The sequence below is a fragment of the Chelatococcus sp. GCM10030263 genome (assembly GCF_042666455.1).
GTDB lineage: Bacteria > Pseudomonadota > Alphaproteobacteria > Rhizobiales > Beijerinckiaceae > Chelatococcus.
In genome coordinates, this window is record NZ_JBHTDB010000009.1 from 316,667 (window position 1) to 341,548 (window position 24,882).

35 protein-coding genes are annotated in these 24,882 nt (G+C 62.2%); 26 read left to right on the top strand and 9 right to left on the bottom strand.

Annotated features, from left to right (window positions below; translation table 11 throughout):
• Positions 1 to 208: 208 nt before the first annotated feature.
• The 5 genes from ACFQU1_RS20335 to ACFQU1_RS20355 form a co-directional block, all read right to left on the bottom strand.
• A complete protein-coding gene (locus tag ACFQU1_RS20335; RefSeq protein ID WP_378136069.1) occupies positions 209 to 628 on the bottom strand; it encodes a hypothetical protein in 420 nt (139 codons plus the stop codon).
• 8 nt (positions 629 to 636) lie between these two features.
• On the bottom strand, positions 637 to 831 hold the full coding sequence (locus ACFQU1_RS20340; protein ID WP_378136070.1) for a hypothetical protein: 195 nt from the start codon (positions 829 to 831) through the stop codon (positions 637 to 639).
• Positions 824 to 1,180 (bottom strand): hypothetical protein, encoded by a 357-nt coding sequence (locus ACFQU1_RS20345; protein ID WP_378136071.1) that lies wholly within the window; start codon positions 1,178 to 1,180, stop codon positions 824 to 826. The genes ACFQU1_RS20340 and ACFQU1_RS20345 overlap by 8 nt, the downstream gene beginning before the upstream one ends.
• Positions 1,173 to 2,123, bottom strand: a complete 951-nt coding sequence (locus ACFQU1_RS20350) for a hypothetical protein (RefSeq protein WP_378136072.1) — start codon at positions 2,121 to 2,123, stop codon at positions 1,173 to 1,175. The genes ACFQU1_RS20345 and ACFQU1_RS20350 overlap by 8 nt, the downstream gene beginning before the upstream one ends.
• An 83-nt stretch (positions 2,124 to 2,206) precedes the next feature.
• On the bottom strand, positions 2,207 to 2,932 hold the full coding sequence (locus ACFQU1_RS20355) for a helix-turn-helix domain-containing protein (RefSeq protein ID WP_378136073.1): 726 nt from the start codon (positions 2,930 to 2,932) through the stop codon (positions 2,207 to 2,209).
• Positions 2,933 to 3,017: 85 nt separating this feature from the next.
• Here ACFQU1_RS20355 and ACFQU1_RS20360 point away from each other — a divergent pair, with 85 nt between their 5' ends.
• From ACFQU1_RS20360 to ACFQU1_RS20380, 5 genes are all read left to right on the top strand, one after another.
• Positions 3,018 to 3,299 (top strand): helix-turn-helix domain-containing protein, encoded by a 282-nt coding sequence (locus ACFQU1_RS20360; RefSeq protein ID WP_378136075.1) that lies wholly within the window; start codon positions 3,018 to 3,020, stop codon positions 3,297 to 3,299.
• A 337-nt stretch (positions 3,300 to 3,636) separates the two neighbouring features.
• Positions 3,637 to 4,206: a hypothetical protein gene (locus ACFQU1_RS20365; RefSeq protein WP_378136077.1), complete on the top strand. Its 570-nt coding sequence runs from the start codon at positions 3,637 to 3,639 to the stop codon at positions 4,204 to 4,206.
• Positions 4,203 to 5,705 carry a DEAD/DEAH box helicase gene (locus ACFQU1_RS20370; RefSeq protein WP_378136079.1) on the top strand — a complete coding sequence of 501 codons (1,503 nt, stop codon included), beginning with the start codon at positions 4,203 to 4,205 and terminating at the stop codon, positions 5,703 to 5,705. The genes ACFQU1_RS20365 and ACFQU1_RS20370 overlap by 4 nt, the downstream gene beginning before the upstream one ends.
• Positions 5,702 to 6,643: a toprim domain-containing protein gene (locus tag ACFQU1_RS20375; protein WP_378136081.1), complete on the top strand. Its 942-nt coding sequence runs from the start codon at positions 5,702 to 5,704 to the stop codon at positions 6,641 to 6,643. Before ACFQU1_RS20370 ends, ACFQU1_RS20375 begins: the two co-directional genes overlap by 4 nt.
• Positions 6,640 to 7,542: a hypothetical protein gene (locus ACFQU1_RS20380; protein WP_378136083.1), complete on the top strand. Its 903-nt coding sequence runs from the start codon at positions 6,640 to 6,642 to the stop codon at positions 7,540 to 7,542. The genes ACFQU1_RS20375 and ACFQU1_RS20380 overlap by 4 nt, the downstream gene beginning before the upstream one ends.
• 191 nt (positions 7,543 to 7,733) lie before the next feature.
• Here the strand turns inward: ACFQU1_RS20380 and rhuM are convergent, their stop codons facing one another.
• The 3 genes from rhuM to ACFQU1_RS20395 all read right to left on the bottom strand — a co-directional run bounded on the left by rhuM (position 7,734) and on the right by ACFQU1_RS20395 (position 9,606).
• Positions 7,734 to 8,753, bottom strand: a complete 1,020-nt coding sequence (rhuM, locus tag ACFQU1_RS20385) for a RhuM family protein (protein ID WP_378136085.1) — start codon at positions 8,751 to 8,753, stop codon at positions 7,734 to 7,736.
• Between the two features lie 118 nt (positions 8,754 to 8,871).
• The gene (locus tag ACFQU1_RS20390; RefSeq protein WP_378136087.1) at positions 8,872 to 9,270 is read right to left on the bottom strand and encodes a Rap1a/Tai family immunity protein; all 399 of its coding nucleotides are present in this window, start codon (positions 9,268 to 9,270) and stop codon (positions 8,872 to 8,874) included.
• Positions 9,271 to 9,408: 138 nt separating this feature from the next.
• The gene (locus tag ACFQU1_RS20395; protein ID WP_378136089.1) at positions 9,409 to 9,606 is read right to left on the bottom strand and encodes a hypothetical protein; all 198 of its coding nucleotides are present in this window, start codon (positions 9,604 to 9,606) and stop codon (positions 9,409 to 9,411) included.
• Between the two features lie 171 nt (positions 9,607 to 9,777).
• Between ACFQU1_RS20395 and ACFQU1_RS20400 the strand changes: the two genes are divergently transcribed.
• From ACFQU1_RS20400 to ACFQU1_RS20465, 14 genes are all read left to right on the top strand, one after another.
• Positions 9,778 to 9,999, top strand: a complete 222-nt coding sequence (locus ACFQU1_RS20400) for a Gp49 family protein (protein WP_378136799.1) — start codon at positions 9,778 to 9,780, stop codon at positions 9,997 to 9,999.
• 104 nt (positions 10,000 to 10,103) lie between these two features.
• Entirely contained in the window at positions 10,104 to 10,490 is a 387-nt protein-coding gene (locus tag ACFQU1_RS20405) for an HNH endonuclease (RefSeq protein WP_378136091.1), read from the top strand.
• 90 nt (positions 10,491 to 10,580) lie between these two features.
• The gene (locus ACFQU1_RS20410; protein WP_378136093.1) at positions 10,581 to 10,967 is read left to right on the top strand and encodes a hypothetical protein; all 387 of its coding nucleotides are present in this window, start codon (positions 10,581 to 10,583) and stop codon (positions 10,965 to 10,967) included.
• Positions 10,967 to 12,652, top strand: coding sequence for a terminase large subunit (locus tag ACFQU1_RS20415; protein WP_378136095.1), 1,686 nt, complete (start codon positions 10,967 to 10,969; stop codon positions 12,650 to 12,652). The genes ACFQU1_RS20410 and ACFQU1_RS20415 overlap by 1 nt, the downstream gene beginning before the upstream one ends.
• A 26-nt stretch (positions 12,653 to 12,678) precedes the next feature.
• Positions 12,679 to 14,634 (top strand): phage major capsid protein, encoded by a 1,956-nt coding sequence (locus ACFQU1_RS20420; RefSeq protein WP_378136097.1) that lies wholly within the window; start codon positions 12,679 to 12,681, stop codon positions 14,632 to 14,634.
• Between the two features lie 70 nt (positions 14,635 to 14,704).
• Positions 14,705 to 14,980 carry a hypothetical protein gene (locus ACFQU1_RS20425; protein ID WP_378136099.1) on the top strand — a complete coding sequence of 92 codons (276 nt, stop codon included), beginning with the start codon at positions 14,705 to 14,707 and terminating at the stop codon, positions 14,978 to 14,980.
• A 2-nt stretch (positions 14,981 to 14,982) separates the two neighbouring features.
• Complete coding sequence (locus ACFQU1_RS20430; protein ID WP_378136101.1) at positions 14,983 to 15,144, top strand: hypothetical protein; 162 nt, start codon at positions 14,983 to 14,985, stop codon at positions 15,142 to 15,144.
• The gene (locus ACFQU1_RS20435; RefSeq protein ID WP_378136103.1) at positions 15,137 to 16,498 is read left to right on the top strand and encodes a phage portal protein; all 1,362 of its coding nucleotides are present in this window, start codon (positions 15,137 to 15,139) and stop codon (positions 16,496 to 16,498) included. Before ACFQU1_RS20430 ends, ACFQU1_RS20435 begins: the two co-directional genes overlap by 8 nt.
• A complete protein-coding gene (locus ACFQU1_RS20440) occupies positions 16,498 to 17,370 on the top strand; it encodes a hypothetical protein (RefSeq protein WP_378136105.1) in 873 nt (290 codons plus the stop codon). The genes ACFQU1_RS20435 and ACFQU1_RS20440 overlap by 1 nt, the downstream gene beginning before the upstream one ends.
• Positions 17,370 to 17,660: a head-tail connector protein gene (locus ACFQU1_RS20445; protein WP_378136107.1), complete on the top strand. Its 291-nt coding sequence runs from the start codon at positions 17,370 to 17,372 to the stop codon at positions 17,658 to 17,660. The genes ACFQU1_RS20440 and ACFQU1_RS20445 overlap by 1 nt, the downstream gene beginning before the upstream one ends.
• An 11-nt stretch (positions 17,661 to 17,671) precedes the next feature.
• The gene (locus tag ACFQU1_RS20450; protein WP_378136109.1) at positions 17,672 to 17,857 is read left to right on the top strand and encodes a hypothetical protein; all 186 of its coding nucleotides are present in this window, start codon (positions 17,672 to 17,674) and stop codon (positions 17,855 to 17,857) included.
• Positions 17,844 to 18,185 carry a phage head closure protein gene (locus tag ACFQU1_RS20455; RefSeq protein WP_378136111.1) on the top strand — a complete coding sequence of 114 codons (342 nt, stop codon included), beginning with the start codon at positions 17,844 to 17,846 and terminating at the stop codon, positions 18,183 to 18,185. Before ACFQU1_RS20450 ends, ACFQU1_RS20455 begins: the two co-directional genes overlap by 14 nt.
• The gene (locus tag ACFQU1_RS20460) at positions 18,178 to 18,591 is read left to right on the top strand and encodes an HK97-gp10 family putative phage morphogenesis protein (RefSeq protein WP_378136113.1); all 414 of its coding nucleotides are present in this window, start codon (positions 18,178 to 18,180) and stop codon (positions 18,589 to 18,591) included. The genes ACFQU1_RS20455 and ACFQU1_RS20460 overlap by 8 nt, the downstream gene beginning before the upstream one ends.
• Positions 18,592 to 18,593: 2 nt before the next feature.
• On the top strand, positions 18,594 to 19,001 hold the full coding sequence (locus ACFQU1_RS20465) for a DUF3168 domain-containing protein (protein WP_378136115.1): 408 nt from the start codon (positions 18,594 to 18,596) through the stop codon (positions 18,999 to 19,001).
• 1 nt (position 19,002) lies between these two features.
• Here ACFQU1_RS20465 and ACFQU1_RS20470 read toward each other — a convergent pair whose 3' ends face one another.
• Entirely contained in the window at positions 19,003 to 19,962 is a 960-nt protein-coding gene (locus ACFQU1_RS20470; RefSeq protein WP_378136117.1) for a hypothetical protein, read from the bottom strand.
• Positions 19,963 to 20,386: 424 nt separating this feature from the next.
• On the opposite strand from ACFQU1_RS20470, the gene ACFQU1_RS20475 reads away from it, so the two are divergent.
• The 7 genes from ACFQU1_RS20475 to ACFQU1_RS20505 all read left to right on the top strand — a co-directional run bounded on the left by ACFQU1_RS20475 (position 20,387) and on the right by ACFQU1_RS20505 (position 24,857).
• Complete coding sequence (locus ACFQU1_RS20475; RefSeq protein WP_378136119.1) at positions 20,387 to 20,839, top strand: phage tail tube protein; 453 nt, start codon at positions 20,387 to 20,389, stop codon at positions 20,837 to 20,839.
• Positions 20,836 to 21,237 carry a gene transfer agent family protein gene (locus ACFQU1_RS20480; protein WP_378136121.1) on the top strand — a complete coding sequence of 134 codons (402 nt, stop codon included), beginning with the start codon at positions 20,836 to 20,838 and terminating at the stop codon, positions 21,235 to 21,237. Before ACFQU1_RS20475 ends, ACFQU1_RS20480 begins: the two co-directional genes overlap by 4 nt.
• Positions 21,238 to 21,263: 26 nt before the next feature.
• Positions 21,264 to 21,398, top strand: coding sequence for a hypothetical protein (locus ACFQU1_RS20485; RefSeq protein WP_378136123.1), 135 nt, complete (start codon positions 21,264 to 21,266; stop codon positions 21,396 to 21,398).
• A 204-nt stretch (positions 21,399 to 21,602) separates the two neighbouring features.
• The gene (locus tag ACFQU1_RS20490; protein ID WP_378136125.1) at positions 21,603 to 23,504 is read left to right on the top strand and encodes a tape measure protein; all 1,902 of its coding nucleotides are present in this window, start codon (positions 21,603 to 21,605) and stop codon (positions 23,502 to 23,504) included.
• The gene (locus tag ACFQU1_RS20495) at positions 23,504 to 23,878 is read left to right on the top strand and encodes a hypothetical protein (RefSeq protein WP_378136127.1); all 375 of its coding nucleotides are present in this window, start codon (positions 23,504 to 23,506) and stop codon (positions 23,876 to 23,878) included. Before ACFQU1_RS20490 ends, ACFQU1_RS20495 begins: the two co-directional genes overlap by 1 nt.
• Positions 23,878 to 24,417 carry a DUF1833 family protein gene (locus tag ACFQU1_RS20500; RefSeq protein WP_378136129.1) on the top strand — a complete coding sequence of 180 codons (540 nt, stop codon included), beginning with the start codon at positions 23,878 to 23,880 and terminating at the stop codon, positions 24,415 to 24,417. The genes ACFQU1_RS20495 and ACFQU1_RS20500 overlap by 1 nt, the downstream gene beginning before the upstream one ends.
• The gene (locus ACFQU1_RS20505; protein ID WP_378136131.1) at positions 24,417 to 24,857 is read left to right on the top strand and encodes an NlpC/P60 family protein; all 441 of its coding nucleotides are present in this window, start codon (positions 24,417 to 24,419) and stop codon (positions 24,855 to 24,857) included. Before ACFQU1_RS20500 ends, ACFQU1_RS20505 begins: the two co-directional genes overlap by 1 nt.
• Positions 24,858 to 24,882: the final 25 nt, after the last annotated feature.

The following is a 24,882-nucleotide window of genomic DNA, read 5'->3' on the forward strand; positions in this document are numbered from 1 at the left end:
CGGCCGTCCTAAGTGAGGATAGGGTGAGCGGGCCTGCCGGGAAGAACACGGCGACGGCCTCGGCCAGCGTCATCGGCTCATCGTCTGCCCAGTCTGCCGGTTTCGGTCGGGATGCGCTGCGGTCAGGCCGGCTCATCTCTCCCCCACGGCTGCTTGGCAAGGTAGGCCTTAAGCTCGACCCGCACGGTAGGATCGGTGGGGTTGGCATTCATGCCCCACCTCCGCAGTTTAGTACTGCATGCGCCCGGCGGATGTCGCCCATGGTCGTATCGAGCGTGATCCGCGCCTCGTTCTCCAGGTGCGGAGCAAGATGCGCCGGCACGAAAGGCCGGAGCGCGGCCTCCAGGTCCGCAATGCGCTCTGGAAGCCGGAGGCGCGCGGTCTTCTCTTCCCGGATGAGCTGCTTGATCCTCCGATAGATCCGCAGCCGCGCATGGATGCGGTGCTTCAGGGCACAGGTCGCCCTTATGCGCCAATCCTCGCCTCTTTCATGATAGAGATTTTCGTATTCGAGCTGGGTCTCAATCGTGATGATCGAGGTTTCCAGCTGGACGCGAAGATCCTCGGCTTCCGCGACGGTGGTGATGGTGTTGAAGTCCACGAACTCGTCGGCGGAAATCTGAAGCATCAGGGCACTCATTCCTGGACCATCTCCGGCGATCGGGGTGGCTGGGAACAGGCGGTGCTCGGATCCACCGAGCGGGTTGACGCGGTCACGCGCTCGATCAGTTCGCGCGTCGTCTCGGGGCCAAGCGAGCGAATGATCTCGAGGAACACCGCGGCCTGGGCGGCGGGGTCGGCGGGCAGCGTGTCAGGGAGGGGCCTATGCATCGGCTCGCCCCCATCCCTGAAGCCTGCGCAGTTCCGCGCATAGGTCGTGGAACTGACGTTCTCCCTCGCCTTCGCCGAGAAGGGCTGCACGGATGCCATCCTCGAAAGCATCAAGCTTCACGCGCAGATCGTCCATTGTCTCCGCGCGAGCCGTTTGGATGGCCAGTTCTGCGGCGGCAATACGGTCACACAGGACATCCACTACATCGTCGTCCTTCGGACGCGGGTATTCGTCAAACGCTCTGTTCGCCTCATCCAGCTCAACCTTGAGCTGGGCGAAGTCCGCGCGGCGCGCCACGCGCGCGGGACCCGCCGGCGCCTTTTTCTGGCGTTCGAGTGCCTCAAGCATGAGAGCCCCCCGCCAGGAGATCACGAACGATCGAATAGAGAACGGCATTGTTACCCGGGCGGCCGTCCTGAACGTCCCGCTGGAGGCGTTCTAGGAGGTCTTCCACCCCCCCGGTAAAATCGTCGAGCGCCACCGTGGCCTTGGCGGCAAGCCCCTCCAAGGTGCGCGCTGGCTTCTTGACGATCCGCAGCCTGATCGCGTCTCGGTGCACGCGGATGCCATCATAGATCGCCCACGCCTTAGCGAAGCCGGATCGCTCCTCCGCTTCGGCGACTGCCGCCTCATATCTGTCAATAGCTGAAAGGATCTCGTCAACGCGAGCGCGCGCTTGCGGTAGGCATCCCTGGGCCAGATTTCCCGGCTGCTCCATGAAGCGGGTGAGCTGTTCCCTGCTATGCAGATACCAATATTGCTTTCCGATCGGAGTAGCACATGCTCCATAGAGCCCGATGCCGACATCAAACCCTCTGACGTAAACCTCTTTGGGCTCGTCTTCCGGATATTCGGTTTGATCCTCTAGAGCAGATGCGGCATCGAAGGCGGTTGACGCTTCCGCATTCAGCTCCTGCCAAAGCCGCGAAAGTTCAATCAGCTCGGCATCCGGAGATACTGCCAACGGGGTGAAGGACTCGACATCACACGCGAGTGACCATGAGAGCCGCTCTCGTTCATCTGCGAGTGGCGAGATATCGGCGCCGTCGGGTGTCTTCAGCGTCAGATGCTTGACGAGAGCGGCTTTCGCCTTCATTGCGTCCAAGCCCTGCGCTGGCGCCTCGGACACGATCTCCGTTGCCTGGGCTTCAGCCTCGAAGAGGCGGTCTAGGTTACAACCCTCTTTATCGAGGTCGTTCCGATAGTCGAGGTTAAGGCCGATCGCCTCGCGCGCTGCGGCGATTATACGGCTATCGGGATTGCTATGTTCGGTAGGTGTCAGGGACAACATGGGTGTCCTCCATCGGCTGGCGATGGAGAACGGATATAACGATTTCGTTTACCATGTCAAACGAATTATCGTTTAACGGACGTTTACGGCCAACGATATATCCATTGCACTCGCGCGACGATCTCACCGACCGCCATTGCGTCGTCTGATCCCCACGGGAACTTCAACGTTTCCGAGAACCGTGAATCGTCCGAGTCGAATGTTAGCTCGGCGGCGCCTTCACCGACGAAAGAGAAACGCCGAAGCGTGCGCTCGATCGGCCCGCCCGGCGCCATAGCCCGTTCGAACACGACCAAGTCGCCGTCCCTGATGTTCGGACTGCGCATTGCAATAAGGGCGCCCACGGCAACGTCACCTTCCCTTGCAACCTTGTTCGCAGACGCGCCTCTAACGAGATAGCCAACCTGCTCGCCGGACATGGGATCAGAGAGTACCGGCAACGATGAAGTTTCCTCGTCGTCGATCTGTTTCGGATCCCGCCACACTCCAGCGGCCACTTCGCCTACGACGGGTATCCTTCCGGCAACGCTCGGGTGAAGAAGTCTCCCCGATCGCCCCATGTCCCAGGCAGCAGATATCATCGCATGGCGGGCACGCTCGCCGGCCGCCACTGTCTCCTCACCTAGAAGTGCTTCAGGAGAGACATCGAGCGCGCGAGCGATCTCCACGAGCTTGCGCGGCCGCAAAACAGCTCCGCTCTCGATCGAGGCAATGCCCGTCTGCGTCATGCCCGCCCTTTCAGCGAGTTCGGCCTGAGATATCTCGCGGAGGCTTCGCAGCCGTTTAATTCGGTCGCCAATCGTTTCCATAGCCTATGCCTATCTTCAAACGCCAGTTAGGTCATTGACGATTTTTCGGTTGCGCGGCAACGAACTTTCGGTATAACCCGAAATCATGGTGAACGAATCGTTAAGGCGGGCCTGTGAGATCGTCGGTGGCCAGACGGCGCTCGCGGACATTCTCGGGGTACGCCAATCCACTCTGAACTACTGGCTCACGGGGGCCAAGCGTGGAGTTCCGGGACACTACGTGCTGCCGATCGAGGCTGCCACCTACGGTGCCGTGTCGCGCCATCAGCTGCGACCCGACATCTACCCCGAACGCATCAACCGACGGACTGCTCGAAAGGCCTACCGCATCGGTCCTTCCGGCGCTAGGGATGGAGGTGCCCTGTGAACGAAGCTACTACTGAGTACACCCTTCATCACTGGCAAATCCCTGACTATCCAACGTCCGGCGTTTGGGAAGACGTTCTGCGCTGGGCGGTCTGCGTCGCCAACCCTGGAGATCGAGACCTCCGTTTCCTGTCGAGCCTACTTAGTTACGCGATCGAGAACGGGGGGCTTACTGAGAAGCAGGCGAAATATGCCACCCGCTCAGTCAACCGGATCCGATCACTTTGGGCTGAGGACAAGCTTGCGTTCCAGCGCAAGTCCGGACTCTCCGCTTCCGCGCAGTCGTCCTCCCTTCTCGACGCCAGGACGGAGGGTAACGCCTGATGCGGACGTATGGCGTGCTCTATCACGAGCATTATTCCGACCCCGAAATACGGGCGATGTCCGAGGACGCTCGGAACCTACTCGCCTATCTCAAGACATCGGCGCACACCACCATGATCGGCTGCTTTCGACTGCCGGATGGATACGTTTGCGAAGATCTTCAATGGTCCGTCGAAAGGGTATCGAAAGGGTTTGATGAACTGTCACGCAATGGTTTCGTGACCCGCGACGACACCTCCAAATGGATCGTCGTACATAGGTTCCTTGACGAAAACCCTTTGCCCAATCCCAATACCGCTAAAGCAGCGTTTAAGCTCTTCTGCCAGATCCCAAATGGCATCATAAGAGACTGTTTCGGCAACGCTTTCTGTCGTCATATAGGCCGGTTTCCCGAAGTCAGCGTAAACGGTTTCGAGACCATTCCGAAACTGTTAGCTCAACCGTATCGAAATCAGGAACAGGAACAGGACCAGGACCAGGACCAGAACCAGGACCAGTCCCTCCCCAGCCATGAAGAGCGAGACGTTACAGGAAGAGCTATCCGCTCCCGCGAGGGCTCGCCGGCCGGCGAGGTGGCGGCATGAGGCGGGCTCTCTTCGATCACCAGGTGAGCGCGATGCAGATGCTGCGAGCGTCTCTTGGCTCGGGACATCGTAGGCCGATGCTTCAGGCGCCGACCGGCTTCGGAAAGACGCTGCTCGCCGCAGCGATTGTCGAAGGCGCTATGAACAAGGGCAACCGCGTCGTGTTCTGTGTGTCGGCGGTTTCGTTGATCAATCAGACGGTGGAGGCGTTCTGGTACGATGGCATCAGGGATGTCGGCGTGATCCAAGCGGCCCATCCGATGACGGATTGGTCCCGACCGGTACAGGTCGCCAGCGTCCAGACCCTGCAGCGCCGGAAGCTGCTGGAAGCCGACGTGGTGGTGATCGACGAAGCCCACAACATGTTCGATTTCTACCGCCGGTGGATGGCCGACGAGGACTGGCAGAAGGTGCCGTTCATCGGGCTGAGCGCCACTCCCTGGGCCCGCGGACTCGGCAAGCACTTCGATGACCTCATTATCGCGGCCACGACGCAAGAGCTGATCGACAAGGGCTTCCTGTCGAAATTCAGGGTCTTCGCGCCGTCTCACCCGGATCTGTCGGGGGTGAAAACCGTTGCCGGCGACTACGACGAGGGCCAGCTCGCCGAAGCGATGGACCGCGGCACTCTCACCGCCGACATCGTCCAGACCTGGCTTGAGCGCGGAGAAGGCCGTCCGACGTTGTGCTTCGGTGTCGACCGTGCGCATGCGCGAAAGCTGCAGGATCGCTTTGAGGCGGCCGGCGTGCCGACCGGCTACATCGACGCGAACACGCCGACCGACGAGCGCGAGGCCATCCGGAAGCGGTTCCATGCCGGCGAGATCAAGGTCGTCTGCAACGTCGGGTGCCTCACCACGGGCATAGACTGGGATGTCCGCTGCATCATCCTCGCCCGGCCGACGAAGTCGGAAATGCTCTACGTCCAGATTATTGGGCGTGGTCTGCGGATCGCTGACGGAAAGGACGATTGCCTCATCCTCGACCACAGTGACACGACGCTGAAGCTCGGCTTCGTCACCGATATCCACCACGAGGCGCTGGACGACGGGAAGCCGAAGAAGTCGAGCGCAGGCGATCGTCCAGAACGGGACGAGCCGCTTCCGAAGGAATGCCCGAAATGCGCCTTCCTGAAGCCGGCGCGGGTCCATGTTTGCCCCAACTGCGGCTTTGCGCCGGAACGGCAATCGACGATCGAGTGTGCGCCCGGCGAGCTTGTCGAGCTGGCGTCCAAGGGCCGGGCAAAGAAGAAGCCCGAAGCGACGATGGACGAAAAAATCAGCTTCTACGCGCAGCTCAAGGGCCACGCTCTGAATAGGGGCTATGCACCGGGCTGGGCCTATTTCGCCTATGTCGAGAAGTTCGGCGTCCGTCCCAGAGACGCACGATTTGACGACGTGAAGCCCCAGCAGCCGGGGCTGACCGTCGCCAACTGGATCCGCTCCTACAACATTCGGCGCTCGATGGGCCGCAAGTTTGCAGCTCGAGGTGCAGCATGACGCGCCCCAGCTTGAAGGAAAGGGCTCGCGGGAAGTGGATGGGGATCCTGCCGCATTTGGGTGTCTCGCCGCAGTTCCTGACGAAGAAGCACGGCCCGTGCCCGATGTGCGGAGGAAAGGATCGCTTTCGCTTCGACAACAAGGATGGCAGGGGCACCTTCATCTGCTCGCACTGCGGTGCCGGCGACGGCGCCGACCTCGTCATGAAAGTGAACGGCTGCGATTTCCGGCAGGCGGCCGACAAGATCGAGGCGCTGCTCGGGGACATTCCAGCCGAAGAGCCATCGAAGCCGCGGGATGCCGAAGCGGATCGATCGGCGAAAATCCGGCTCTGGAAATCGTCGAGCCCGATATCGGCCGGCGACCATGTCGACCGCTATCTGGCGTCTCGTGGCATTGCCCTGCAGACGTTCCCGTCCTGTCTCCGCTCAATCGACGAGATGGCCTATACCGACGCGGACGATAAGCGCACCATGCACCCCGGTATGATTGCGGTCGTCAGTGGCCTCAATCCGGAAGAGCAGGGCACTCTTCACCGGACCTATCTCACTCTCGACGGTCGCAAAGCGCATGTCCCTCAGCCTCGCAAGCTTATGCCGGGACACTTCCCGAGCGGTGGCGCCATCCGCCTCGCCGAGCACGGTGACACGCTTGGGATAGCCGAGGGCATCGAGACGGCGCTTTCCGCATCGATCCTCTTCAACGTGCCTTGCTGGGCAGCGGTGGACGCGAGCCGCTTGGCCGCATGGCAGCCGCCGGAAGGCGTCACCCACGTGATCGTCTTCGGGGACCACGACGTCAGCTTCACGGGACAGGACGTGTCTTACACGCTCGCCCGGCGCCTCAAGGTCAAAAACTACAACGTGACCGTCGAGATACCGAAAGAGATGGGCACAGACTGGAATGATGTTCTTTGCACTGAAAGGGCAGCGGCTTGAAGACGGTTCACGACAGGAAGGCAAAGGCAGAGGCCACTGCGGCGCGGTGGGAGCGCAGCGCCGATCGGCACAGCGCGGCGGCTAAACGTGCCCGTGAAAAAGGGCAGCACGAGAAAGCGGCCAAGCACGAGGCGTTGCAGTCGAGGTCATTCCGGCTTCTGACCAAGGCGAAGCGCACGATTGCCCGCTTCGCGCCGTTGGCGGCGATGGCGAAGGAAGCCGAGCGGATCGCCGAAGCTGTCCAGGGAACGACATCCCGCTTGAACCGTGAGCGTCTCCTGGAGGACAAGGAAGCGCGCCGCAAGTTGCGCCTCGGTGTGGCTCGTCACGGCGGTAACGACAGGATCGAGATCGGCAGCAAGCTGGTCGTTGACCCCTATGAGCCTGACAAGACGTTGCGCGTTTCCGTCAACCTGCGCGAGAGCCCGCTCGAAACCTTGAAGGCCAGGCGCCGCATCAACGATGCCGAGTATGAGGCCGGACGATGGTTCCGCGGTGTCTATGAGCGCGCATCCATCGGCCCGCTCACCGCCATCGATCCGACAAAAGAGGCCGTTGACGGCGGCCGTTTCGCCGAGCCCTTGTCCGATGCCACGATGCGGGCCGCACAGGAGCTGCGCGGCACCGTCAGCGTGGTAGGGGCTCAAGGATACCTGCTCCTGTCGGCGATCGTTGGGCAGGGAAAGACGATCGACGAGGTTGCCTCGGTATGGGGAAGGACGGTCATTCAGGTGACCGACGGTCAGCAGCGTCGGCAGAAGTCGGCGGTGGCGATCGTCACGACGCGGCTGATCGAGGCGTTGCGCGATATCGCGACGCACAACGGAGCGACCGGGCCGAGGCGCGGACTGATGAGGGCAGCACGTGAACTCGGCCTCTACAGCGAAGGGCCCGCTTGACGGGGTGTCCCGAGAATGGCATAGTTTCTCTCGAATCCAGATGTGCGCCCGGATCGCTTGAATAGCGGCTCCGGGCGTTGTCGTTTTAACTGCCAACGAGCCGACGAATTTCGTCAGTGTAGTCAAGGCTTCGCCAATTTGGCGAACCCCCAGGGCTCCGGCTCTGGGGGATACGAGTTCGGTTGAAACTGCTACACCGATGGTCTGCGGTCTATGCGCTTCACGTCGTCCTTTGTGAGGCGCATTAGGAATTTCGCGTATTCGGCCTGAGCGTGCCGGACAGCCTTGTCTTTCAGATAGTCCTTATACCCCGGGAACACGGGATAATCGTTCACGCGGATCAGGGCGTCGAACTTCTGATCCAGCTCCTCCATGGTCAGTTGCTTGCCACGAAGAGCGGTCGATTCGGCATAGAGAAGGAACTGCTCGCAAAGGATGTGCAGGCGATAAAGTTCGTCATTGTCGAGGTAGTTCTTTCCGATGTTGATCTCGTCCCTCGTGGGCAGGTTTCCAGCCAAGGTCTGTAGCCCCATGTTGGGTTTCTTGTAATCTGCCCGATCGATGATGATCTGAGAAGCGGTGCTGCCGGTAATGGCGTAATGGAACTTGTCCTGCAGTCGTGCATAGAAGCGCCGGCAGGTTGGTGACGACGTGTCGTAGTCGGTAGCGCTGACCTTGAAGCACTCTCTGACTGAAGCGTATATGTTCTTCTCGTCAGAGCGGAGTCTGCGCACCTCGGCAGCCAGCTTGGCGAGAGCGGCCGGTGCGTCCTTGAGACGCCGTTCGTTTAGGGCATAGCCATCAACGAGATACGACCGGAGGGTCTGATTTGCCCATTGGCGGAAGCGCGTGGCTTTGGGCGAGCTGACCCGGTAGCCGACGGAGAGGATGGCATCTAGGTTGTAGTGCTGGACCTGGTACGCCTTACCGTCCGCCGCAGTATGTGCAAAAATTGCACATACTCGACTCTCTTCCAGTTCCTTGGATTCAAAGACATTTTTCAGGTGCTTCGTGATCACAGATCGATCGACCTCAAAGAGGTCCGCAATCTGCTGCTGTGTCGCCCAAACCGTCTCGGCGGTGATATCGATGTTGAATTCAATCTGTCGATCGCCGGTCGAAAAACGCACCAGTTCGAGCTCCAGCTGCTTGGCTACCTCGTTCGCGCGCTTTGTAGCCGCGCGAGCCTTCTTGTCCGGAATGTCTGTCATAGGGTGTTCCCCGAGCCTCCCCCGAAGCTGAATAGCCTTTTGTAAGGGCTTTGGGTGAGTTGGGCAACGGCAGCTTATGAGGCGCCCGGCCCGCACCGATCACCAGCGCACCACAAAATCATCTGCTTTCTCCGCGCTCATCGCACGGAAACGCTCTAACGAGAGCTCGGCTCGCCACATCAAACCAGTCCTCGTTTTCTTGCGTCGGATGACTATCCACGTAGGCTACGAAGATCTGAACCATTTCGACCAACGTGGACTGCGGCGGTGAGCAAATCCCGAAAAGCCGCTTGGCCTGTCCGTCCACGACGCGGCTGACCTGCTGGATTGCATCGAAACCGCCCCAGCACTGGCCGTTTTGGAATGTCAACGGAAATGAAACCCGGCCATTTGGGTGGCGCTCAGCATTGGCTACCCCGGTGCAGTACGATCGCATCTGAAGCGCTGTCGTGGCGTGCGCAGATGCTGCGACAAGTGCCACTGCACCGAACATGGCCGAAAAGAGTAGTTGACGCATGGCATTCCCCCAAAGCCTCCCTATTGAATTGGCATTGCACGGCCGCGGAGCCCATCGCAAACCCTGAGCGCACCACCGACCGCCCATGAAGCTGGGCTACGCCGAGCTTACCGAAGCTTGAGCGGTCGGTGGATACGATCAGGACTTCTTCGGCTGCAGCTGGTAGATCGTCCGAAGCAAGTTCATCTCGTACCGGATCTGCAAGAGCTCGTCAGCGATCTGCTCGGCAGCCAAGTAGATCCGGGATTCTGTGCTGTTGCGTCCCCGCTCCTTCCGGCGCTCCTGAAGCTCACTCTGCATCTGCTGGAAACTCTGGTGAAGCTGGCTGGCGTCCATTTGATGTCTCCTAAAGTTCTGACAACCGGCTGAACTCTAGGCGTCAAACCCAACGCACCGCCATCCCCAGTCGGGCCAGAAGGCTGCATACGCACATTTTTCACAATCAGGGCAAAACCAACGGCAACCCGCGACGAAACCGCCGTCGAGGCGGAAATCCAGCGCAAAGGCCTGAACGCCCCGCGCCTCACGCCCGGTCACATCGACGAGCAAATCGTTGGCGAGGCGTACCATGTGTTCCCTGGCACAACGCTGACGATCTGCGCGCTCGCCCTGCGCAACGGCTTCCATGTCACCGGCGAGAGCGCTGCGGCTTCCCCAGCGAACTTCGACGCGGATATCGGCCGCAAGATCGCCCGCGACAATGCCCGCAACAAGATCTGGGCTCTGTAGGGATACCTTCTGAAGTCGAAGCTCGCACTGTGTGGCAGCGCTGGAGTGGATGCCGCAGCCTAAAGCACACCACTGACCGCTCATGGCTCCGGGACTGAGCAGCCATGCCCAAGATCCAAACTCTCAAGCCCCTCGTCGGCAGGCTCCGTCCTCAGATCTCCACACCGAGAGAGATCCGGGACACACGTTATTCGCCCGACGCCCAGGTCCGCGGCTGGTACAAGTCCGCAGCTTGGCAGAAGCTCCGCCGCGATGTGTTCGCCCGTGATGGGTACATCTGCCAGCGCACCGGGCAGATCTGCAGTGGCAAGCACCCGGCACCGAACAGCCCGGTGGCGAACCACAAGACCCCGCATCGCGGCGATCCGGCGCTGTTCTGGGACATCAACAACATCGAGACGGTGACCAAGGCCGTCCATGACGGGGTGATCCAGGCCGAGGAGCACGCGGCGGACAGCGCCACCGAGCTCGGCTGGCCCCAGGGGGGGTAGGTCGAACCTCGAAGTCGGCTTGGCCTTGGACCCACGGCCCCCTCACGTGCAGATTTTTTTCTCGCTCCTCTGAAACGGGATTCAAACGGCATGACGAAATCGACCGGTGTCGGCCGTGGCGGATGCCGTCCTGGCGCTGGACGCAAGCGGAAGGCCACGGGCACCCAGAAGCGCGAGCCTCGGCAGCTACCCGCGCAAGACGCAACTGTGGCCGACGTGGAAGCATTGGCGCGGACCTTCACGGCAGTCGCTGTGCGGGCGTTGGCCGAAATAGCACTAAACGGCGAGAAGGAAGCCGCTCGCGTGGCCGCTGCGAACGCTTTGCTGGACCGCGGACACGGGAAGCCTGCTTCGGCCGTGCCGGGTGGGGCCGACGGCAAGAAGCAGAAGCGGCAAGAAGCTGCCAAGCAGGCCGCAGCGAGCGGGGGCAAGTTCGCGCCGCGGTCTGGTCCGCGCCTGGCGGTGAATAACAGCTAATGCCCGACTGGAGCACGGCTTGCCCAGACTGGGAGCGAAGGATTGTTGCTCGCCAGAGCCTTATTCCGTTCTCACCGCTCTTTCCTAGCGAGGCGGATCACGCGCTGACGGTGTTCAAGGCGCTAAAGGTGGTGGACCTTCCAGGTAAGCCAAGCTTTGGTGATGTGTGTGACCAGTGGGTGTTCGATTACGTCGCGGCGATTTTTGGTGCCAACAATCCGGAGACCGGGGAACAGCTTATTACCGAGTTCTTTTTGCTGATCAGCAAGAAGAACACGAAGTCTACCATTGCCGCGGGCATTATGCTCACCGCCCTAATCCTGAACTGGCGCGAGGACGAGGAGCTCCTGATCCTGGCGCCGACCATTGAGGTGGCGCAGAACAGTTACAAACCCGCTGCTTCGATGGTCCGCAACGATCCTGAGCTAGAGGAATTGTTCCACGTCCAGGATCATATCCGTACCATCACCCACCGGGTGACGAAGGCGGCGCTCAAGGTTGTCGCGGCCGACACCGACACCGTTTCCGGCAAGAAGTCGGGCCGCATCCTCATTGACGAGCTTTGGGTGTTCGGCAAGCGCCAGAACGCCGACACGATGCTCCAAGAGGCGACCGGCGGCATGGTTTCGAGGCCGGAAGGCTTCGTGATCTACCTTTCCACGCAGAGTGATGAACCGCCGGCAGGCGTATTCAAGGATAAATTGGATTATGCCCGCAAGGTGCGGGACGGCGAGATCGAAGACAAGAAGTTCCTGCCGGTGCTCTACGAGTTCCCGCAGCACATGGTTGTCAACCAGGCTTATGAGGAGCCTGCGAACTTCTACGTCACCAACCCAAATCTGGGCCGCTCGGTGCGGCAGGACTGGCTGGTACGTCAGCTCGGCATCGCGCGAGAAGGCGGAAAGGGTACACAAACCTTCCTCGCCAAACACCTGAACGTAGAGATCGGCATGAACCTCCGGGCCAATCGGTGGCCTGGCGCAGCTTTTTGGCCAGCGCGTGAAGATAGGAGCATCGGCCGAACCCTCGCCGACCTCAATGCTTTCCTAGATCTATGCGAGATCGTCGTGCCGGGCATCGACGGCGGCGGCCTCGATGATCTGTTCGGCTTGGCGCTTGTCGGGCGTGAGAAGCATAGCCGGGATTGGATCCTTTGGACGCATGCGTGGTGCCACAGGGGAGTTCTGGAGCTCCGGAAGTCGATCGCCGCGCGGTTGAGCGATTTCGAAAAGGCCGGCGAGCTGACGATCGTGGACGACGAGCTCCAGGACATCTCGGCCATTGTGGAGATCGTCGCCGACGTGAAGAGCCGCGGGCTGCTAGGTCCGGTCGCGGTTGATCCAGCCGGGCTTGGCGAGATGATTGAGGCGCTCGCGGAAATTGGCGTGACCCAGGAGGCGGGCCTGCTCGTCGGCGCGCCGCAGGGCTACGCGATGATGAACGCCATCAAAACCGCCGAGCGGAAATTGGCGAACGGCACGCTTCGGCATGGCGGCTCGTCGCTGATGGCGTGGTGCGTGTCCAATATCAAGATCGAGCCGACCGCCACCGCGATACGCGCGACCAAGCAGAATGCCGGCGATGCCAAGATCGATCCGGCGATGGCGATGTTCGACGCCGTGACGGTGATGATCAGAAATCCCGAGCCGGCGCGGTCGCCTGACTATCAGCTCTTCTTCGTATAGGCGGGTCGCCGCCGGGAGATCCCATCATGAACCGGGCCTATTCCATCCTGACCGTGAAAGCGGTCGAGGACGAGCAGCGTGTTATCCGCGGCACCGCCACGACACCTGCTCCCGACCGGGTCGGCGACATCGTCGACCCCCTTGGCGTCACGTTTAAGAACCCGCTGCCACTCCTGCATCAACATGATAGCGAGCGGCCGGTCGGAACTGTGCAGTTCGAGGCTCCGACGAAGGACGGCATCACCTTCGAAGCTCGGCTGCCGAAGATCGATCAGCCCGGCCCGCTCAAGGACCGCGTCGACACCGCATGGGGCGAACTGAAGGCAGGCCTCGTCCGCGCCGTCTCCATTGGCTTCCGTGCGCTCGAATACGCATTTCTCGACAGCGGCGGCATCCGTTTCACCGAGACAGAGGTGCTCGAGCTGTCGCTCGTAACCATCCCGGCGAATGCTGACGCCAAGATTTCAGTCGTCAAGTCGATCGACGCCCCCTTGCTCGCCGCGACCGGCAAAGAGCCCAAGGCGGATGATCGGCCTGCACCTCCCGGCGCTTCGGGAAATACCCGCAAATCCATCAACTTGCGCCCGAAGGAGGGCAGAGACATGAAGACGCTCGCCGAGCAGATCACTGCTCTGGAGGCCAAGCGCGCGGCCAATGCCGCCCGCATGGAAGAGATCCTTTCCAAGTCGGCCGAAGAGGGCCGTTCCACGGATGAGGCCGAACAGGAAGAATTCGACACGCTCACCGGTGAGGTCGACACGATCGACGCCGACCTGAAGCGCTTCCGTGCCTTGCAGAAGGCGAAGGCGGCCACCGCCAAGCCGGTTGGCGACGTGCGAACTGTAGAGGACGGCGCTGCCGTGCGCTCCGGCGTGACGATCAAGGCGCCAAAGCCCGAGCCTGGCATTCGCTTCGCGCGTTATGCCCGGTGCCTGGGCTTGGCCCGGAAGGGCGGCCGTGACCTGATGTCGGTGGTCGAGGAGCAGTATGGTTCGCGCGATCCCGATCTCGTCGGCATCGTGAAGGCGGCCGTCACGGCGGTGAACACCACGACCGACGCCGCGCTGATCGGCAACGAAGGCGGCTTCGGCGATTTCGTGGAGTACTTGCGGCCCATGACCATCGTCGGGCGATTCGGCAACGGCGGCATCCCCGCGTTGCGCCGAGTGCCGTTCCGTGTCCCGTTGATCCGTCAGACCGGCGGCTCGACCGGATATTGGGTCGGCGAAGGCGCGGCCAAACCGCTCACGAAGCCGTCCTGGGGCCGTACGGAACTGGGGCCGCTGAAGGCTGCGAACATCGCCGTGGCGACGATGGAAGCCCTTCGCGATAGCTCGCCGTCGGCGGAGACGCTCCTGCGCGACGACTTGGCGGCTGCCGTTGCGGCGGCGATCGACACCGCCTTTATCGATCCGGCCAATGCCGGGACGAACGGCGTGAAGCCGGCCTCGATCACTAACGGGCTGACTGCCATCCCTTCGTCCGGCAATGACGCGGCCGCAATCCGCGCCGATGTGAAGGCGGCCATGGCTGCTTTCGTCACCGCGAGCAACCCGCTTTCGTCCGGCGTGTGGATCATGTCGGCGACCACAGCTCTGGCGCTGTCGATGATGCGGACGGCGCTCGATCAGCCCGAGTTCGCCGGCATCACGATGAACGGCGGCACGTTCTTCCAGCTTCCGGTGATCACGTCGGAATATGTCGACGGCTATGTCGTTCTCGCGAACGCCAGCGACATCTGGTTCGCGGACGACGGTGGTGTTGCCGTGGACATGTCGACCGAAGCCTCGCTGGAGATGGCCGACAACCCGACCGGCTCGTCTGTGACGCCGACGGCCGCACAGCTGGTCTCCATGTTCCAGACGAACAGCGTGGCGTTCCGCGCCGAGCGGACGCTCAACTGGGCGCGGCGCCGCGACACCGGTATTGCGGTGATCACCGGCGTTGCCTGGGGCGATCCGGAGGTGGAAGCCGGCGGCTAAAGCCTGATTTTTCATTCAATCGGACAGTCGGTCGCGGGCAACTGCGGCCGGCTTCTTCATGGAGGACACCATGAAAAGAACGATGATCGCCAACCGCGCGATGACCTACGGCACGCGCCGGCTGAAGGCCAAGGACGAATTTGCGGCCTCCGCGCGGGACGCTCGCCTCCTCAATGCGATCGGCCGGGCGCATTTTGCCGACCAGGACCAGGCTGCGCAGCAAAGGGCGCGTGAGGAGGAGCTTCACGAGCTCCGGGCGCAATATCAGGATGTTATCGGCAAGAAACCCTATCACGGCTGGGATGCTGAAACGCTGCGCGAGAAGATCGCCGAGGCGAAGGGTTGAAGATGATCGCCGGCACCCTTGTCGCTCTCCAGATCGCCTTCGCAGGTCTTCTCCTCACGGGGATTTATATGCTCTGCGGGCTGCCGTGGGTGCTGATTGCCGGCGCGTTTCTCTGCCTTTGCGCCTACATGAATCTCTACTTGAGGATGATGAGCGGTGGCTGAGAGGATCCTTCTGCCGGCGCTCACTGGCGCTCTGTTCCCGACTGCGCGAAAGGCCGCGAGCCTGTCGCCAGTGAGCTCTAACCGTGGCTGGTGGAGCATCCTGGAGAGCTTCGCGGGCGCGTGGCAGCGCAACGTTGAGGTCAAGGCGGATTCCGTTCTCAGCTATCACGCCGTCTTTGCATGCCAGACGCTGATCGCGTCCGACATCGCCAAGCTGCGCGTGAAGCTCGTGCAATTCGACGACCAGTCGAAGGTCTGGTCGGAGATCAAGAACTCGGCCTATTCGCCGGTGCTGCGCAAGCCGAATGATTTTCAGAACCGTATCCAGTTCTTCGAGAACTGGGTGCTGTCGAAGCTTCAGACCGGTAATGCCTACGTCCTGAAGAGCCGCGACAACCGCAACGTCGTGACCGGCCTTTACGTGCTCAATCCCCGACTGGTAACGCCGCTCGTCGCCGATGACGGATCGGTCTTCTACCAGCTCCAGGCTGACAATCTCGTCGGGCTTGAACAGAGCGTGACGGTGCCGGCCAGCGAGATCATCCACGATCGGTTCAACTGCTTCTTTCACCCGCTCGTTGGCCTCTCACCGATCTTCGCGAATGGTCTTGCCGCTACGCAGGGTCTCGCGATCCAGGAGAATTCGACCGGCTTCTTTCAAGGCGGCTCGACCACGCCGGGCATCCTCACGGCGCCAGGCGCGATCGCGGACGAGACAGCGAAGCGCCTGAAGGAGCACTGGGAGGCGAACTACACCGGCAAGAATGCTGGCAAGGTGGCGGTCCTCGGTGATGGCCTCCGCTTTGAGAGCATGTCGGTTAAGGCCGTCGACGCTCAATTGATCGAGCAGTTGAAATGGTCCGCAGAGGTTGTGTGCTCCACCTATCACGTCCCACCTTACAAAATCGGTATCGGCCAGATGCCGACTTACAACAACGTGCAGGCACTCAACACCGAGTACTACAGCCAGTGCCTGCAGGTTCTGATCGAAGCTATCGAGCTTTGCCTCGACGAGGGGCTCGCCACGGGCGACACGCTCGGCACCGAGTTCGACGTCGAGAACCTCCTGCGCATGGATAGCGTGACGCAGATGGAGGTCCTGGACAAAGCGAAGTCCATTATGACCCCGGACGAGCAGCGCAAGAAGCTCGACTTGCCGCCGGTGGCGGGCGGTGACGTTGTGTATCGGCAGCAGCAGGACTTCTCCCTTGCGGCACTGGCGAAGCGCGACGCGAGGGATGATCCCTTCGCCAAGGCGTCGCCGTCGGCAGAGCCGGCCGCGCCGAGCGCAAACGACAATCTTGCCGAAGCCGCGCGCCTGGCGCTTGCCGAAATCACAAAGGGGCTCGCCTGATGTTCGATGGCAAGGCGTTTGGTGCCGAGATCGTCGGCGCCGTAAAGACGCACGTCGAAAAGGCGCTCGCGCCTATCCTCACGCGGCTCGCAGTCTTGGAGGCGCGTCAGCCCGAGCGTGGTGAGAAGGGTGACCGCGGCGAGCAAGGTGTTCCTGGCCTTCCCGGAGAGCCGGGTGAGCCCGGTCTTAAGGGTGATCCCGGCGATCCAGGCCCGCCCGGAGAGAAGGGCGAGCCTGGCGCTATCGGCCCGCAGGGCGACAAGGGCGACAAGGGTGACAAGGGCGATCCGGGTGAGTCAGGTGCTCCCGGCCCTGCTGGCGAGAAAGGCGATCCGGGTGAGCCGGGTCGTGATGGTGAGCCCGGCATTGACGGCAATGATGGCGTCGGCCTCGCTGGCGCGCTCATCAATCAGCGCGGCGAGCTCGTCGTCACCCTCTCCGACGGGTCCATGAAGGAACTCGGTCCTGTGGTCGGTCGCGATGGTGCTCCCGGCGAGAAGGGACAGGACGGCAGAGACGGTCTGGATGGCCTGGGCTTTGACGATCTCGAGATGACCTATGACGGCGAGCGCAGCTTTGCCTTCCGTTTCGTCCGTGGCGAGCAGGCGAAGGAATTCGCCTTCGACGTGCCGGTCATGATCTATCGCGGCGTCTTCAAGGAAGGGGAGGCCTACAAGCGCGGGGACACCGTGACCTGGGGCGGCTCTCTGTGGCACTGCGATGGCGAGACCGCCGATAAGCCCGGTGAAGGGCAGAAGGGCTGGCACCTCGCCGTCAAGCGCGGGCGCGATGGAAAAGATGCCGCCGTTAAGGAAGCGACGCCGCACCAGCCGTTGCGTGTGGGTGTGCCCAAGAAAGACGGGAGGGCGTGATGGATCTCGTCTCCCTCGAAACAGCCAAGCGTCATCTCAATATCGACTTCACCGATCGTGATGCCGACCTCGATCTCAAGATCGAGCAGGCCAGCCATATCGTCGTCGACTATCTGAAGAAGCCCGACAATGGCTGGACTGAGGAAACGGTCCCGCCGCTCGTTCAGGCGGCGGTCCTTCTCGTCCTCGCCGACCTATATGAGCACCGCGGCGACGACGGCAAGAGCGATCCGATCTCGCCGGCCGTGGAAAACATCCTCCGCCGCTATCGCGATCCTGCATTGGCTTGAGGAGAGCAGCGATGCCTTGGGTTCGCTTCACCGCCGATTTCGACTGGTATCCGCCCGAGAGGAAGGGCCGGTGGTGCCGGGCCTATAAGGCCGGCACCGTGGCCTATGTCACCACGGCTTGTGCCGAGGCCGCGACGGCCGCCGGCAAGGCGGAGCGTTGCGACAAACCGAAGGATAAGACGCATGGCCGCCGGTGATCTGCGCGAGCGCTTCGCCTTCGACGAGCGCGAGGAGACGACCGACGATGTCGGCAACACGGTCGGCAGTTGGGTCGAGCGCTTCGTCACGGCCGCGCGCGTCCGGCCGCTCAAGGGGGGCGAGGCGGTGATGGCCGATCGCCTGCAGGGGCGCCAGCCCGTCGTGATCACCATTCGCTATTTCCAGGCGGCGGCGGCCGTCACACCCGCCTGGCGCGCGCGCGATGCCCGCAGCGGGCGGCTCTACAACATAACGGCCGTCGCCAATATGGACGAGCACCGCCGCTATCTCGATCTGCTCGCGACCACGGGAGAAGCGGATGGCTAAGGTTGCCGGCCTCGATCGCTTGCGGCGCAAGCTCGCGGTGTTGCCTGATGCCGCCAAGGATGAGATCCGCAAGGCGCTGGTGGCTGGCGCCGAGGAGATCGTCGCCCTCGCCAAGTCGCTTGTGCCGGTCGAGAGCGGCGGTCTGCGCAACAGCATCGGCTGGACATGGGGCGATGCGCCGAAAGGCAGCATCGCCCTGGCGAGCGCCGGCACGGGTGATCTGCGCATCACTGTCTATGCCGGCAATGACCATGCCTATTATGCCCGCTGGGTCGAGTTCGGCACCGTCAAGATGGCGGCGAAGCCCTACTTCTTTCCGGCTTACCGGTCGCTGCGCCGGCGCGTGCGCTCTCGCATTACGCGCGGCGTGAAAGGCGCGGTTAAACGCGTCGCATCGGGATCATGATCATGGAATTGACGCATGCGCTCCAGGCTGCGGCCGTCGCGGCGCTGAAGGCCGATGCCGCACTCGCGGCGCTCATCGCCGGCCGCGTCTTCGATCGCGTCGAGCCGAATGCCGTCTTTCCTTACGTCAACCTGACCGGCTTTCAGCTCGTGCAGGACGATGCCGATTGCGTCGATGGCGCCGAGGTCTTTTTTGACGTGCATGTTTGGTCGCAGGCCGTTGCGCGCACCGAGGCGGCGGAGATCGCCGGTGCCGTGCGGTCTGTTCTGCACGGCGCCGACCTCGTGCTGCCCGGCTTCGACCTCCTGCTCATCGAGCACCGGGACACGCGCTACCTGCGCGATCCCGACGGCGTGATCAATCACGCCGTCGTCACCGTCCGGGCGCTCGTCGACGCGCAATACAGTTAGGCTAGCTGTACCAGTCCAGCTTGAAGCCCCATCTGCCGACGTCATAGGCGAAGGCAATGCCCCAATAGAATACGAAGTAGGACCCGCCGGCGAGTAGCGTGGCCGAGCTGAATTGTTCCAGTCTGCCGGGGTGCCGCGCCGACCAGTTCGTCAGCCGGTTGGAGAACGGCACGATCAGCACCAGGAACAGCAGGACCATCACCAGGATCTGTCCGATCCCCTGCAGGGCCATCACTGCGCCGCCATACAGCGGGCTTTCCGAGGCGGCGGCATAGGCGAGAAAATCCCTGAACACGGGAAATGGCCGCCCAATGGCGAACAGCCCGACCAGGATTCCCATGAAGCAGGCCTTGGCCAGCGGCGAGGCGGCGAAGCGCAGCACCTTGGGCGGCAGGCGGCGGAGCATGCCGTCGAGGAATCCAAACGAAATCACACCCCAGAGGAGCAGAACGACGCCGAGCAGGGTGAATGTCACCTGTGCCTGAAGCAGGCGGTTTCCTCGGGCGTTGAAGGCGTCCACGCGCTCCGGTCCGAGCGAGCCGACATACATTCCGTAAACGAAGCAAACCAGAAGGACGAAAAGCGAGAAGATGCCGATCGCCTTAATGGCGAGTCGCCGAGGTGATCCGGCTTTCTCCGTCGCGCAGGCAAGGCCCGGAAGCATGGCGAAGACGACGCAATTGCACGCCGTGAAGGTCGCGGCTAAGCCAGCAATAATCGCAAAGACAAAGCCGAAACCCGCTCCACGTTCACTATAGGAACCGGACAGGTGTTCCGTGTCTCCGATCGTTTGGCCCGCGACTATCTCCCGGCCGAAGCCGTCTGCCCAATGAAAATTCCAGAAACCGGCGATCAGAACGCCGGCGGCGAGTGCGCAGAGCGCCAGGACCAGACGATTGCGATATGGCGAAAGCAGCCTGGTACGCCCGTCTTGTTCAACGGCTGGGTTGTATGACGACATTTATGATTTCCTCTTCCGTCTTCATTCCGAAGTCAGCTCAAGACATGCCGTTCTGTTGCTTGCTCATGAAAACGGGACCTACTTTTGCCGTGGTCCGGTCCTTGGCCCCGCTATCACCGGTCCGCCAAAATGGTCACCCTTGTTATCATGGGCCGCTCTGTCTGTCACTGGTACCGTGGTAATGCAATTGACCCACACACTGAGCGCCCCGACCGGTTTCCGCACCGACCGGCGGCCGCGCTCGCTTTTTGCTTCCAGCAAAAAGATGCGATCGGCTCCTCTGTAACGGCACGAATGTCGTCAATTTCAGACTGAGATGGCGCAGGTTGTTGCGGCCGGGCAGGGAAGTAATTCGATAACCTAGCCTAGACACCACTCACACCGTCACGGCCGCCATGAGCGGCCTTTTCTTTTGGAGGCCATCTTGGCAAAACCGACCACCCTTAGCGCCGCTAAGCTGCTCGTCATGCTCGGCGATGGTGCTACGCCCACCGAGGCTTTTACCGCTCCCTGCGGTCTGACGACGAAGGGCATCAGTCTCTCCGCCGCGTCGAACGACATCACAGTTCCGGATTGCGATGATCCCGACGCCGCGTCCTGGTCCGAGCGTGTGATCAGCGCCCTGTCCGGCACAGTATCCGGCTCGGGCGTTCTGGCCATGGAGTCGTTCGAGACCTGGCGCGACTACTTCTTCAGCGGCGCCAGCAAGAACGCTCGCGTGAAGATCGACACCACGCTTGCGAACAACGGCGGGTATTTCGAGGGAAAGTTTATCCTCACCACGTTCAACGTGACGGGCGAGCTCGGCAACAAGATCCAGGTCGAGATCGAGCTCCAGAACGATGGCGAGATCGTCTGGGTGGACGCCAGCGCATGAGCTCGGACGGGTCGATTACCTTTCCTTGGGCCGACGGCGAGTATCGGTTTCGTCTGGCGATCGGTCAGTTGAGGGAGTTGCAGGACAAGTGCAGCGCCGGGCCAGCCGAGATCGTCCAGCGATTGAGCATCGGCTCGTGGCGCGTTGACGACGTCCGCGAGACCTTGCGACTTGGCCTCATCGGCGGCGGTCTAAAGCCCGGCGACGCACTGATCCTGATCAAGCGCTATGTCGACGAGCGGCCCTGGCTTGAGAACATCACGCCGGCGCACGTCGTCCTGATGGCGGCGCTCGTCGGCGACCCTGATGAACCGGTGGGAAAAGACGAGGCGGCAGCGACCGAACCGGAGACGGACGGCTCCCCGTTGCCGCCCTCTATGGATCAGGAGCCGTCCTAGGCTGGACGCCGCGGCAGGTCGACGACATGTCGCTCTGGGAATTCGCCGCGGCCGTTGATGGCTGGAACGCGGCGAATGTTGGCGAAACCACCGTCGAGCCGATGAGCGCCGAAGAATTCGACGATCTTGTCGAGAAATACGCTTGGGTGGGAACGGCATAGGTCGATTCCCGCCCAATACCTTTTGTTATTTGGGGCACATTCATGGCCACTGACCTTGAGCGCCTTGTCGTCTCGCTAGAGGCCAATGCGAAGAAGTTCGAGAATGAACTGAACCGCTCGCGCGTGGTGGCGAACAAGGCGCTCGGTGACATCGAGCGGCGGGCCGCAGCGTCGCAGAAGCGCGTCAACGCCTCTCTGGGCGGCATGGGCGGGCTCAGGGCCGGGATAGGCAAGATCGGCAGCAGCTTAGCGGGCGGGCTCACGGCTGGCGTTAGCGGCCCGCTCGCAGCCGCTCTGGCGGCGGCCTTCGGCGCTGTGAAGGTGGTGGAAGCCGCCAACGACTATCAGAAGCTCCAGAACCAGCTGAAGGTCACCGGGCTTGAGGGCGAGCACCTCACGAGCGTCTTTGAATCGCTCGCCCAGATCGCTCTGAAGAACGGATCCCCGATCGAGAGCCTCGTGCAGCTCTATAGCCGCATGTCGCTGTCGGCCAAGGATCTCGGAGCGTCGCAATCGGACATGCTGTCCTTGACCGGCAGTGTCGCGCTGGCGCTGCGAGTCCAGGGCACGACGGCGCAGGAGGCATCAGGGGCGCTGCTTCAGTTGGCGCAGGCGCTTGGCGGAGGCACGGTCCAGGCCGAAGAGTATAATTCGCTCTTGGACGGGATGCCGGCTCTGCTCCGAGCCACTGCGGCTGGCCTGACCGAAGCGGGCGGCAGCGTCTCGAAACTGACGCAGCTCGTGAAGTCTGGCCAGGTCAGTTCGGAGGCGTTTTTCCGCGCTACGCTCGCCGGGACGCAAACGCTCGCTGATCAGGCAGCGAAAACGACCGGCACAATCGGCCAGGCTTGGCAAAATGTCGAGACGGCGCTGACCCAGATAGTGGGCCAGTTCAATGATACCGCCGACGTTACGGGCCGCGTTGCGGGATCGATGAATCAGCTCGCGGCTGCGATTGCCGCCATCCCGAGCGTCATAGCCGATGCCTCGGCCTCTGTTGCCGATCTTGAAAAGCACCTCACGGACCTCGCATCCCGGCTCCCGGTGCTCTCCGACATTCGCCGGATAGCGCAGGAGAACAGTGCACTCGGCGCCGCCGGCGCGCAGTTCGGCAGCATGATCAATGGCACCAGCACCCGAAAGCTCGCGCCCGGCGAAGTGTATGGGCCGGTTCAGCAGGTCCCTGCACCACCGCCCGTCAAACCGGTTTCGCTTAAAGACTTCTCTGTCTCGCCGAAGACCAAGTCAGGTTCCGGCGCGGGATCATCGCGCAAGTCTCCCGACGATCGCTTCGATCGCTCACTCGACACCACCCGCGAGCAGATCGCGCAGCTCGAGGCGGAACGCGCCGGCCTGACGCAGACGACCGCGGCGCGTGAGAAGGCGGCCGAGACGGTCAAGCTCTACGCCGACGCCAAGCGCGCCGGGTTGGCCGTCGATAAGGAAGGCATCCCGGTCGATGCGACCGTGCGGCAGCGTGTGGATGAGCTCTCGTCCGCATACGGCCGCGCCGCGCAGGCCCTGGACGACGCCCGCGAGAAACAACAGCAGTTCGGTGAACTCCAGCAGTTCATCGGCGACAACCTATCGTCGTTCTTCTCGGACATCGTAACCGGCTCGGCCACGGTTGAGGACTCGCTCAAGCGCATCGTGTCGGCGCTTGGTGACGCGGCACTACAGGCCGCTCTGCTGGGCCAGGGGCCGCTTGCCGGTCTGTTCGGCACTGCGGGCGCTGGTGGCAAGACGGGCGGGCTTATCGGTTCGCTCTCAGGGCTGTTCGGCGCGCGTGCATCGGGTGGTCCCGTCCAGGGCGGCAAGACCTACCTCGTTGGCGAGAACGGGCCGGAGATGGTCCGCTTCGGCAGCAATGGGACGGTTGTCCCGAATGCGGCGCTGCGTAGCGGTGGCGGGGGTGGAGGCATCGAGGTGAACGTCATCAACCAGAATGGCAGTGACGTGCAAACACAGACTACACAGACGCCGAGCGGCACGCGGCTGGACGTGATGGTGAAGGGCGTTATCGCGAGGGACTTCTCGAGCAACGGCCCGCTCGCCCAGCAATTCCAGAAAAGGTACGGGGTGAGCAGGATGGGAGGGCGCCGCTGATGGCTCTCCCATCCTGGCCGGCTAGCGTACCGAGCAAGCCGCAACTGTCGTCGTGGTCGATCGACCAGCTCGCTCGGCCGTTGCTCGAGACGGATATGGACGGCGGCAATGTGCGGGCGCGACGCAAGTTCGTCGATGTCATCGCGCAGATGCCCTATGCGATCGTCATGAGCGCCACGCAATACGCGGCGTTCAAGGCATTCCTCCTGACGGACCTCGGCCAGGGCGCTGCCGAGTTCACGATGCCTGTCTACACAGGCACGGGCTGCGAGTCGAAGACGGTGCGCATCATTGGCGGCGCGAATGCCGTCAAGGTGCAGCCGGTCGGACCAATGCGCCTCGTGTCCTTCAGTCTCGATGTGCGGGATATCTGATGGTCGATTTCTGGACCCCTGAATTCGCGATCAACATGGCGTCGGATGACAAGACCGATGTCGCCATGGAGACGCTGGAGCTGCACCATCCGGCCTTTATCGAGATCGGGGTGCTGATTGCCATCCGCGCCGTCAACCAGCTGAAGGACAAGGTTCTGACGCTCGACCTCGGCGCGCCGCTCCAGCCGGGGCAGGCCGTCACCTTCAACGCCATTCCTTTCATGTTCGACTTTCCGAGCTTTGAAGAGGGCAGGGCGCCTGAAGCGACGGTGACCGTCGACAATATCGGTCGGGAGGTCGACCAATATCTTGATGTGGCTGAGACGATGTATACCGACCTGGTCTGCATCTATCGGGTCTACATGTCGTCCGACCCGACGACGGTTGCTTACGGGCCGTTCCGCTTCGTCATGCGTGAGGTGGCGACGACCGGAGCCAGCGTCTCCGGCAGCGTGACGGTGGCGACAGCGCAAAACCTTAAGTACTTGCGCAAGCTCTACACCTCGAACGAATACCCGTCGCTTCTGGCGGCGTCGTGATGACCGACCGTCTTCCGCGCCTCGCGGCGCTGATCGGCCGCCCCTATGTCGTGGGGGCGGACGGTCCAGATAGCTTCGATTGCTACGGCCTCGCGCGCCATGTGCTGCGCGATGTCTATGGCGGGGATCTGCCGGAGATCGCGCGGCAGACGGCCGAGCCCCGCGCGGTCGCCCGCGCTATCCTCGGCCATCCCGAGCGGGCGCGCTGGGAACGGGTGCCGCGGCCCTTCGACGGCGCGCTCGTGCTGATGGGCAATGTCGATGGCCGCGATTTCCACCTCGGCGTCGTTGTGCAGGACGGGCGGCAGATGCTCGTGCTTCACACTGACGAGGGGCCGGGCGTGATGGCCGACGATCTGATGACGCTGCCCGCGCGCGGCTTCCACAACATCACCTTTTTCCGACGGAGACGAGACTATGTACTCCCTATTGTTCCATGATCAGAAGGCGTTTGGGGTCCGTCTT

Excerpts from the sequence above, each read along its gene's own strand:
- ACFQU1_RS20335 (WP_378136069.1), bottom strand. The coding sequence starts at position 628 with ATGCTTCAGATTTCCGCCGACGAGTTCGTGGACTTCAACACCATCACC.
- ACFQU1_RS20340 (WP_378136070.1), bottom strand. The coding sequence starts at position 831 with ATGCATAGGCCCCTCCCTGACACGCTGCCCGCCGACCCCGCCGCCCAG.
- ACFQU1_RS20345 (WP_378136071.1), bottom strand. The coding sequence starts at position 1,180 with ATGCTTGAGGCACTCGAACGCCAGAAAAAGGCGCCGGCGGGTCCCGCG.
- ACFQU1_RS20350 (WP_378136072.1), bottom strand. The coding sequence starts at position 2,123 with ATGTTGTCCCTGACACCTACCGAACATAGCAATCCCGATAGCCGTATA.
- ACFQU1_RS20355 (WP_378136073.1), bottom strand. The coding sequence starts at position 2,932 with ATGGAAACGATTGGCGACCGAATTAAACGGCTGCGAAGCCTCCGCGAG.
- ACFQU1_RS20360 (WP_378136075.1), top strand. The coding sequence starts at position 3,018 with ATGGTGAACGAATCGTTAAGGCGGGCCTGTGAGATCGTCGGTGGCCAG.
- ACFQU1_RS20370 (WP_378136079.1), top strand. The coding sequence starts at position 4,203 with ATGAGGCGGGCTCTCTTCGATCACCAGGTGAGCGCGATGCAGATGCTG.
- ACFQU1_RS20375 (WP_378136081.1), top strand. The coding sequence starts at position 5,702 with ATGACGCGCCCCAGCTTGAAGGAAAGGGCTCGCGGGAAGTGGATGGGG.
- rhuM (WP_378136085.1), bottom strand. The coding sequence starts at position 8,753 with ATGACAGACATTCCGGACAAGAAGGCTCGCGCGGCTACAAAGCGCGCG.
- ACFQU1_RS20390 (WP_378136087.1), bottom strand. The coding sequence starts at position 9,270 with ATGCGTCAACTACTCTTTTCGGCCATGTTCGGTGCAGTGGCACTTGTC.
- ACFQU1_RS20395 (WP_378136089.1), bottom strand. The coding sequence starts at position 9,606 with ATGGACGCCAGCCAGCTTCACCAGAGTTTCCAGCAGATGCAGAGTGAG.
- ACFQU1_RS20405 (WP_378136091.1), top strand. The coding sequence starts at position 10,104 with ATGCCCAAGATCCAAACTCTCAAGCCCCTCGTCGGCAGGCTCCGTCCT.
- ACFQU1_RS20410 (WP_378136093.1), top strand. The coding sequence starts at position 10,581 with ATGACGAAATCGACCGGTGTCGGCCGTGGCGGATGCCGTCCTGGCGCT.
- ACFQU1_RS20415 (WP_378136095.1), top strand. The coding sequence starts at position 10,967 with ATGCCCGACTGGAGCACGGCTTGCCCAGACTGGGAGCGAAGGATTGTT.
- ACFQU1_RS20420 (WP_378136097.1), top strand. The coding sequence starts at position 12,679 with ATGAACCGGGCCTATTCCATCCTGACCGTGAAAGCGGTCGAGGACGAG.
- ACFQU1_RS20425 (WP_378136099.1), top strand. The coding sequence starts at position 14,705 with ATGAAAAGAACGATGATCGCCAACCGCGCGATGACCTACGGCACGCGC.
- ACFQU1_RS20430 (WP_378136101.1), top strand. The coding sequence starts at position 14,983 with ATGATCGCCGGCACCCTTGTCGCTCTCCAGATCGCCTTCGCAGGTCTT.
- ACFQU1_RS20440 (WP_378136105.1), top strand. The coding sequence starts at position 16,498 with ATGTTCGATGGCAAGGCGTTTGGTGCCGAGATCGTCGGCGCCGTAAAG.
- ACFQU1_RS20445 (WP_378136107.1), top strand. The coding sequence starts at position 17,370 with ATGGATCTCGTCTCCCTCGAAACAGCCAAGCGTCATCTCAATATCGAC.
- ACFQU1_RS20450 (WP_378136109.1), top strand. The coding sequence starts at position 17,672 with ATGCCTTGGGTTCGCTTCACCGCCGATTTCGACTGGTATCCGCCCGAG.
- ACFQU1_RS20455 (WP_378136111.1), top strand. The coding sequence starts at position 17,844 with ATGGCCGCCGGTGATCTGCGCGAGCGCTTCGCCTTCGACGAGCGCGAG.
- ACFQU1_RS20460 (WP_378136113.1), top strand. The coding sequence starts at position 18,178 with ATGGCTAAGGTTGCCGGCCTCGATCGCTTGCGGCGCAAGCTCGCGGTG.
- ACFQU1_RS20465 (WP_378136115.1), top strand. The coding sequence starts at position 18,594 with ATGGAATTGACGCATGCGCTCCAGGCTGCGGCCGTCGCGGCGCTGAAG.
- ACFQU1_RS20470 (WP_378136117.1), bottom strand. The coding sequence starts at position 19,962 with ATGTCGTCATACAACCCAGCCGTTGAACAAGACGGGCGTACCAGGCTG.
- ACFQU1_RS20480 (WP_378136121.1), top strand. The coding sequence starts at position 20,836 with ATGAGCTCGGACGGGTCGATTACCTTTCCTTGGGCCGACGGCGAGTAT.
- ACFQU1_RS20485 (WP_378136123.1), top strand. The coding sequence starts at position 21,264 with ATGTCGCTCTGGGAATTCGCCGCGGCCGTTGATGGCTGGAACGCGGCG.
- ACFQU1_RS20490 (WP_378136125.1), top strand. The coding sequence starts at position 21,603 with ATGGGCGGGCTCAGGGCCGGGATAGGCAAGATCGGCAGCAGCTTAGCG.
- ACFQU1_RS20495 (WP_378136127.1), top strand. The coding sequence starts at position 23,504 with ATGGCTCTCCCATCCTGGCCGGCTAGCGTACCGAGCAAGCCGCAACTG.
- ACFQU1_RS20500 (WP_378136129.1), top strand. The coding sequence starts at position 23,878 with ATGGTCGATTTCTGGACCCCTGAATTCGCGATCAACATGGCGTCGGAT.
- ACFQU1_RS20505 (WP_378136131.1), top strand. The coding sequence starts at position 24,417 with ATGACCGACCGTCTTCCGCGCCTCGCGGCGCTGATCGGCCGCCCCTAT.